Here is a 4,883-nt window from a genome sequence, read left to right on the forward strand (position 1 = left end):
GATGCGCGACGCGGTGGGCCAGCGTATTGGTCTTGCCGGAGCCTGCTCCTGCAATGACGAGCAGGGGGCCGCCCACGGTCGCGCCCTCGGCCACGCCATGCTCCACGGCGCGGCGCTGCTCCGCATTGAGCGTGTCCAGATATGTTGCCACGAATCGCCCCGGTGAAAGGGCGAGAGTCGGCGATCCCGCCGCGAATCGCAATGCGGCTGGACGAAACCGGGTTTAGGATTTAGGGGGAAAGACGGCCAAGGTTCCAGTTTCGAAAAGCGCCCCCGGCATGACCGAGCTCAAGCCCGACCAGTTCGAGATGCGGCGGCTGGAATCGCTCAGCAACACCATTTTCGGTGTCGCCATGACGCTGCTGGCCTATGACTTGCCCAAGGCCGCGGTGTTCACCGGCGCGCCCGGCTGGAGCGACCTCGCCCATGTCTATTCCGGCAAGCTCGCCGGCTTCGCGCTCAGCTTCATCATCGCCGGCGTGTTCTGGATCAGCCATCACCGGCGGCTGGCGCGCCAGCCCGTCGGCAGTCGTGGCGCGGTGATCCTCAATCTTTTCTTCCTGCTCTCGATCGTGCTGCTGCCTGTGACCAACGGGCTCTACACCAATTACGGCATGAGCAGCGCGGTCGCGGTGCTCTACGGCCTGCACCTCACCGCGATCGCCGGCCTCAATGCCTGGCTGTGGTGGACCATCCTGGGCGGCTGGCGCCAGGAGATGATGGCCTCGCTATTTCCGCTCCTGGTGTTCATTCCGGGCACGATCGTTGCGGCATTCGCGCCGCATATCGCGCCCTTCGTGTGGTTCATCGCCTTCGGCGGGCTCGTGATCCAGCGCTTCACCATCGCCCGGCCCAAGCCGGACGCGTAAGCGCCATCTCACCCCTATGTCGCGCCGAACCCGTCGGCCGGCACATAAAGCTTGACCGGACGGATTTCGTAGACCGCGGTCGGATTGACCGCACGCAGCTTTCGCGCCGCCGCGATCGCCTCCTCCTCGGTGGCGCATTCCATCAGGTGAAAGCCCAAAAGCTGCTCCTTGGTCTCGGCAAACGGGCCGTCCAGCACCATGCCCGCGCCGGGACCGCGCAAGGTGCGGGCCTTTCGGGTCCCATCCAGACGGGCCGCCGGCCCAAACTGGCCGCTGGCCCGCAAGGGTGCCTGAACCTCGATGACTTTGGCCACGACCGCGGCGTCCTGCTCCGGCGTCCAGGACATGACCTCGTCTTCCACGTGATAGGCCAGGATGGCGTAAAGCATCGTCACCTCGTTGTTTTTCTGCACAGATCCCAAGGACGCAGCACCGCAGGCGGTGCCGACAATCCCGAAGCAAAATATTGCGTGGCCCGCAAGCGATGAAACCGTCCTGAAACCCGATTGCGCCCCTGCCGTGTGAACGCCGCCGGAACCGGTCGCGACTGATGACCACAACAACAAGATTTTCGCTGGAGGCGGCAATGTCGGGTCACACCACCAAGATCGTTTGCAAGATCATCTGCGACGCGCGTCGGGCCGGACCATCAGAGACGGCCGATCTGCACGACCAAAGCGGCCATCACCGCTATTACGGCAGCTCGGCCGAGAATGGCGGCGAGCGCATCGTGGAGAGCCGGCGCGGCAAGCGCCCGCGCAAGCTCGGCATCTGCGGCTTCTGAAATCATACGAGACCGTTCTCCAATATGGATGTCCTGCAAATATCGATCGCGGCGATGCCGTTTCTGCTCGCACTGATGAGCCAGACGGGGAAGGCCATCGTGCCGTGTCTGCTGACGAGCCTCTTCACGGTGCTGCTCGGCGCGGAGCCTCACCGCGCGGTCGTGGCCTGGTGCGTCGGCATGCTGATTGCAGCCGTGGCGTTCCGCGAGCGGCTTCGCGCGGGCTGACCGGCGGCCGCTACGGGGCGCTCAAGACCTGCTTGACCAGGGCTTCGCGCAGCGCCGCCAATTCGCCGCTTGCCTCCATCTGGGCGATCACCTTGCCCACCTTCGGCACCAGATCGCGATGGCGTTCGTGCAGGTAATGGTAGATGTGGATGCGCTCGAGCGGCGGCGAGAGCGGGTAAATCCTGGCCTGCAGATTGAGTTTCCTCACCGCAGCGAGCCCGCTGAAGAGGTCGGTGACCATCACGTCGAAACGGTCGGCGTCGAGCATCCTGACCATGTTGTCGAGGCCAGTGGTCGCGGTAACGCGATCCATGCCGCGCGTGCCAGCTTCCGAGGAGCCGACACCGCGGACGATGCCGATGCTGTAGTCCCTGATCGAATCCCAGCCGGCGACCTCAAACCGGAGTTTGGTCGCGAACACCGCGGGCTCGATGTAGTTGATCGCCGGTGTGACCTGGACCAGCGTCGGGTAGTCGCGCGAGAGTGTTCCGATCCGCTGGATCTCGCCGTCGACCTCGCCCTCGCTCGACAGCGCGAGCGCACGCTTGCCGGGGACGTCCTCGAATTCCAGCGTGATGTTGAGCTTGGCATAGACGGCCCGCAGCATCTCGCCGCCGACATATTGATCCGGGATGTCGGCGATGCGCGCCAGCCGGATCAAGTCCTGGGCCTGTGAGGGCCCGGCCGCGAGCAACGACAGGAAGGCGACGATCAGCCGCCACATGAGGCGTCTCCTTCGGTCTTGCATTGCTACCACTGGATTCGGACGCCGGCTCGATCTACCGGGAGTTGGCGCCTGCGCAGGCCGCAACGATTACCGCTCGCCCGCCAAGCGAGCGACTCCAGACTCTCACCGATGTCATTCTATCACGCGCAGTGGTAGTTTGCGCGGGAATCCTGCTGCCGGGCGCAAGACAGGGTGATTGCGCGCATCGGGCGACGAGGCAGGCGTCTCGACTGTTGGAAAGCGCGAGACTGCAAGCTGTGGCCGGTGCAGAGAGCCGCCATTTCCGGGGGGCGTGGTGCATGGCCAACGCAGGCGACGAGGATCCCAAGCGCAGCCGCGCCATCGCGCCGGCCGCTGCGAAGCCCGATCTGACCGGCATCGGTGCTACGGTTGCGCCCACGATATTCGCATCACTGCTGTCGCGGCTCTTCAACTGGTCGCGCAGCGGTGTCGGGCCGCGGCTCCTCGCCGCCGTGCTGTTGTTCTCTTCGGTGGTGACGCTGACGCTGACCGCGCTGCAGCTCTATCTCGATTATGATCGCGAGGTTGGGCTCATCGAGACGCGGCTCGACGAGATCGGCCGCAGCACGACCGGCAGTCTCGGCGAGAGCCTGTGGAATCTCGACCAGAACCAGATCAAGCTCCAGCTCGACGGCATCCTCCGGCTGCCCGACATCCGCGCCGCCGAGGTGCGCGAGATTGCCGATCGTCCCAATCCGATCCGTCTTGCCGTCGGTGAGCCGAGCACCCGCTCGGTCGTGACGCGCGACTATCCCTTGAACACCACCATCCAAGGGAACGCACGCGAGATCGGCGTGCTCCATGTCGAGGCCACGCTGAGCGATATCTATCAGCATCTGCTGAACCGCGCTCTGGTCATCCTGGCAAGCCAGGCGGCAAAGACATTCCTCGTCTCGCTGTTCATCATCTACATGTTCCATCTCCTGGTGACGCGGCATCTGGTCGCCATCGCCGAGTTCGTCAGCAAGTATAGCCTGACGCGGCCGCCGCCGCCTTTGCACCTGGAGCGCCGGCCGCCCTACGATGCCGACGAGCTGGACAAGGTGATCGAGGCCTTCAACGCGATGTGCGCCAACCTCCAGCGGGCCCATGGCGCGCTGCGCGAGGCCAATGCCAATCTCGAGCGCGACCTGGCCATCCGTCGGCGCGCCGAAGCGGACGCATGGGCGAGCGAAGAGCGTTTCCGCGACTATGCCGAGACGGCATCCGACTGGTTCTGGGAGACCGGGCCGGACCACCGGTTCACCTACATCTCCGACCGGTTGATTTCCTTTGGCATGGATCCGAAAGCGCGGATCGGCACGCGCCGCACCGATAGCGCGCTCGACCGCGATGCCGAGCCCGAGAAATGGCGCGCGCACCTGGCGACGCTGGATCGTCACGAGCCGTTCCGCAAGTTCGAATATCGCGGGCGCGACGTTACCGGGCGGATGCATCATTTCAGCGTCAACGGCAAGCCGGTCTTCGACGCCGACGGACGCTTCATGGGCTATCGCGGCTCCGCGACCGACCTCACCGCGCAGCACGAGACCGAGGAGCGGCTGCGTCAATCCCAGAAGATGGACGCGATCGGCCAGCTCACCGGCGGCGTCGCGCACGATTTCAACAACGTGCTCACGGTCATCACCGGCACCATCGAGATCATCCGGGAGGGGCTTGCGGACAAACCCGAGCTCTCCGCGATCGCGCAGCTGATCGACGATGCGGCCGCGCGCGGCGCGGAGATCACCTCGCAGCTCCTGACCTTCGCGCGCCGCCAGCCGCTGGAGCCGCGCGAGATCGACGTCAACGCCCTGGTGGTCGAGACCGCGAAGCTGCTCAAGCCGATCCTCGGCGAGCACATCGAGATCGAGACGCACCTCGCCGACGATGCCTGGTCTGCGATGGCGGATCCCTCACAGCTGTCCTCCGCGATCGTCAACCTCGCCGTCAATGCGCGCGACGCGATGCCGGGCGGCGGCAGGCTCACCCTGGAGACTGCGAACCGCGAACTCGAAGGCACGGGCGGCGACGGTGACGGCGTGCGCGGCGCCTTCGTGATGGTCGCCGTCAGCGACACCGGTCACGGCATTCCGGCCGACATCCGCGAGCGCGTGTTTGAGCCGTTCTTCACCACCAAGGGCGTCGGTCGTGGCACGGGACTGGGGCTCAGCATGGTCTACGGCTTTGCCAAGCAGACCGGCGGCATGGTGGCCATCGAGAGCGAGGAGGGGCGCGGCACGGCGGTGCGGCTGTTCCTGCCGCGGTCGAAGGG

The 4,883-nt window shown here is 65.5% G+C and carries 7 protein-coding genes; 4 read left to right on the top strand and 3 right to left on the bottom strand.

Annotation, left to right across the window (positions count from 1 at the left end):
• A partial coding sequence (locus MOV75_RS27445) for a UvrD-helicase domain-containing protein (protein WP_247006932.1) occupies nt 1-151 on the bottom strand: 151 nt, incomplete at its 3' end.
• Between the two features lie 127 nt (nt 152-278).
• Between MOV75_RS27445 and MOV75_RS27450 the strand changes: the two genes are divergently transcribed.
• On the top strand, nt 279-869 hold the full coding sequence (locus tag MOV75_RS27450) for a TMEM175 family protein (RefSeq protein WP_246927958.1): 591 nt from the start codon (nt 279-281) through the stop codon (nt 867-869).
• Nucleotides 870-883: 14 nt separating this feature from the next.
• On the opposite strand, the gene MOV75_RS27455 is transcribed toward MOV75_RS27450, so the two are convergent.
• Nucleotides 884-1,258 (bottom strand): YciI family protein, encoded by a 375-nt coding sequence (locus MOV75_RS27455; protein ID WP_246927957.1) that lies wholly within the window; start codon nt 1,256-1,258, stop codon nt 884-886.
• 197 nt (nt 1,259-1,455) lie between these two features.
• On the opposite strand from MOV75_RS27455, the gene MOV75_RS27460 reads away from it, so the two are divergent.
• The gene (locus tag MOV75_RS27460; protein WP_246927955.1) at nt 1,456-1,653 is read left to right on the top strand and encodes a hypothetical protein; all 198 of its coding nucleotides are present in this window, start codon (nt 1,456-1,458) and stop codon (nt 1,651-1,653) included.
• Nucleotides 1,654-1,677: 24 nt separating this feature from the next.
• Nucleotides 1,678-1,881 carry a hypothetical protein gene (locus tag MOV75_RS27465; RefSeq protein WP_246927953.1) on the top strand — a complete coding sequence of 68 codons (204 nt, stop codon included), beginning with the start codon at nt 1,678-1,680 and terminating at the stop codon, nt 1,879-1,881.
• A gap of 10 nt (nt 1,882-1,891) precedes the next feature.
• On the opposite strand, the gene MOV75_RS27470 is transcribed toward MOV75_RS27465, so the two are convergent.
• Nucleotides 1,892-2,605: an ABC transporter substrate-binding protein gene (locus MOV75_RS27470; protein ID WP_246927951.1), complete on the bottom strand. Its 714-nt coding sequence runs from the start codon at nt 2,603-2,605 to the stop codon at nt 1,892-1,894.
• A 302-nt stretch (nt 2,606-2,907) separates the two neighbouring features.
• On the opposite strand from MOV75_RS27470, the gene MOV75_RS27475 reads away from it, so the two are divergent.
• Nucleotides 2,908-4,883, top strand: a 1,976-nt coding sequence (locus MOV75_RS27475; protein ID WP_247006928.1) for an ATP-binding protein, incomplete at its 3' end; no start/stop codon positions are given.

The organism is Bradyrhizobium sp. PRIMUS42 (assembly GCF_023006515.1).
Lineage (GTDB): Bacteria > Pseudomonadota > Alphaproteobacteria > Rhizobiales > Xanthobacteraceae > Bradyrhizobium.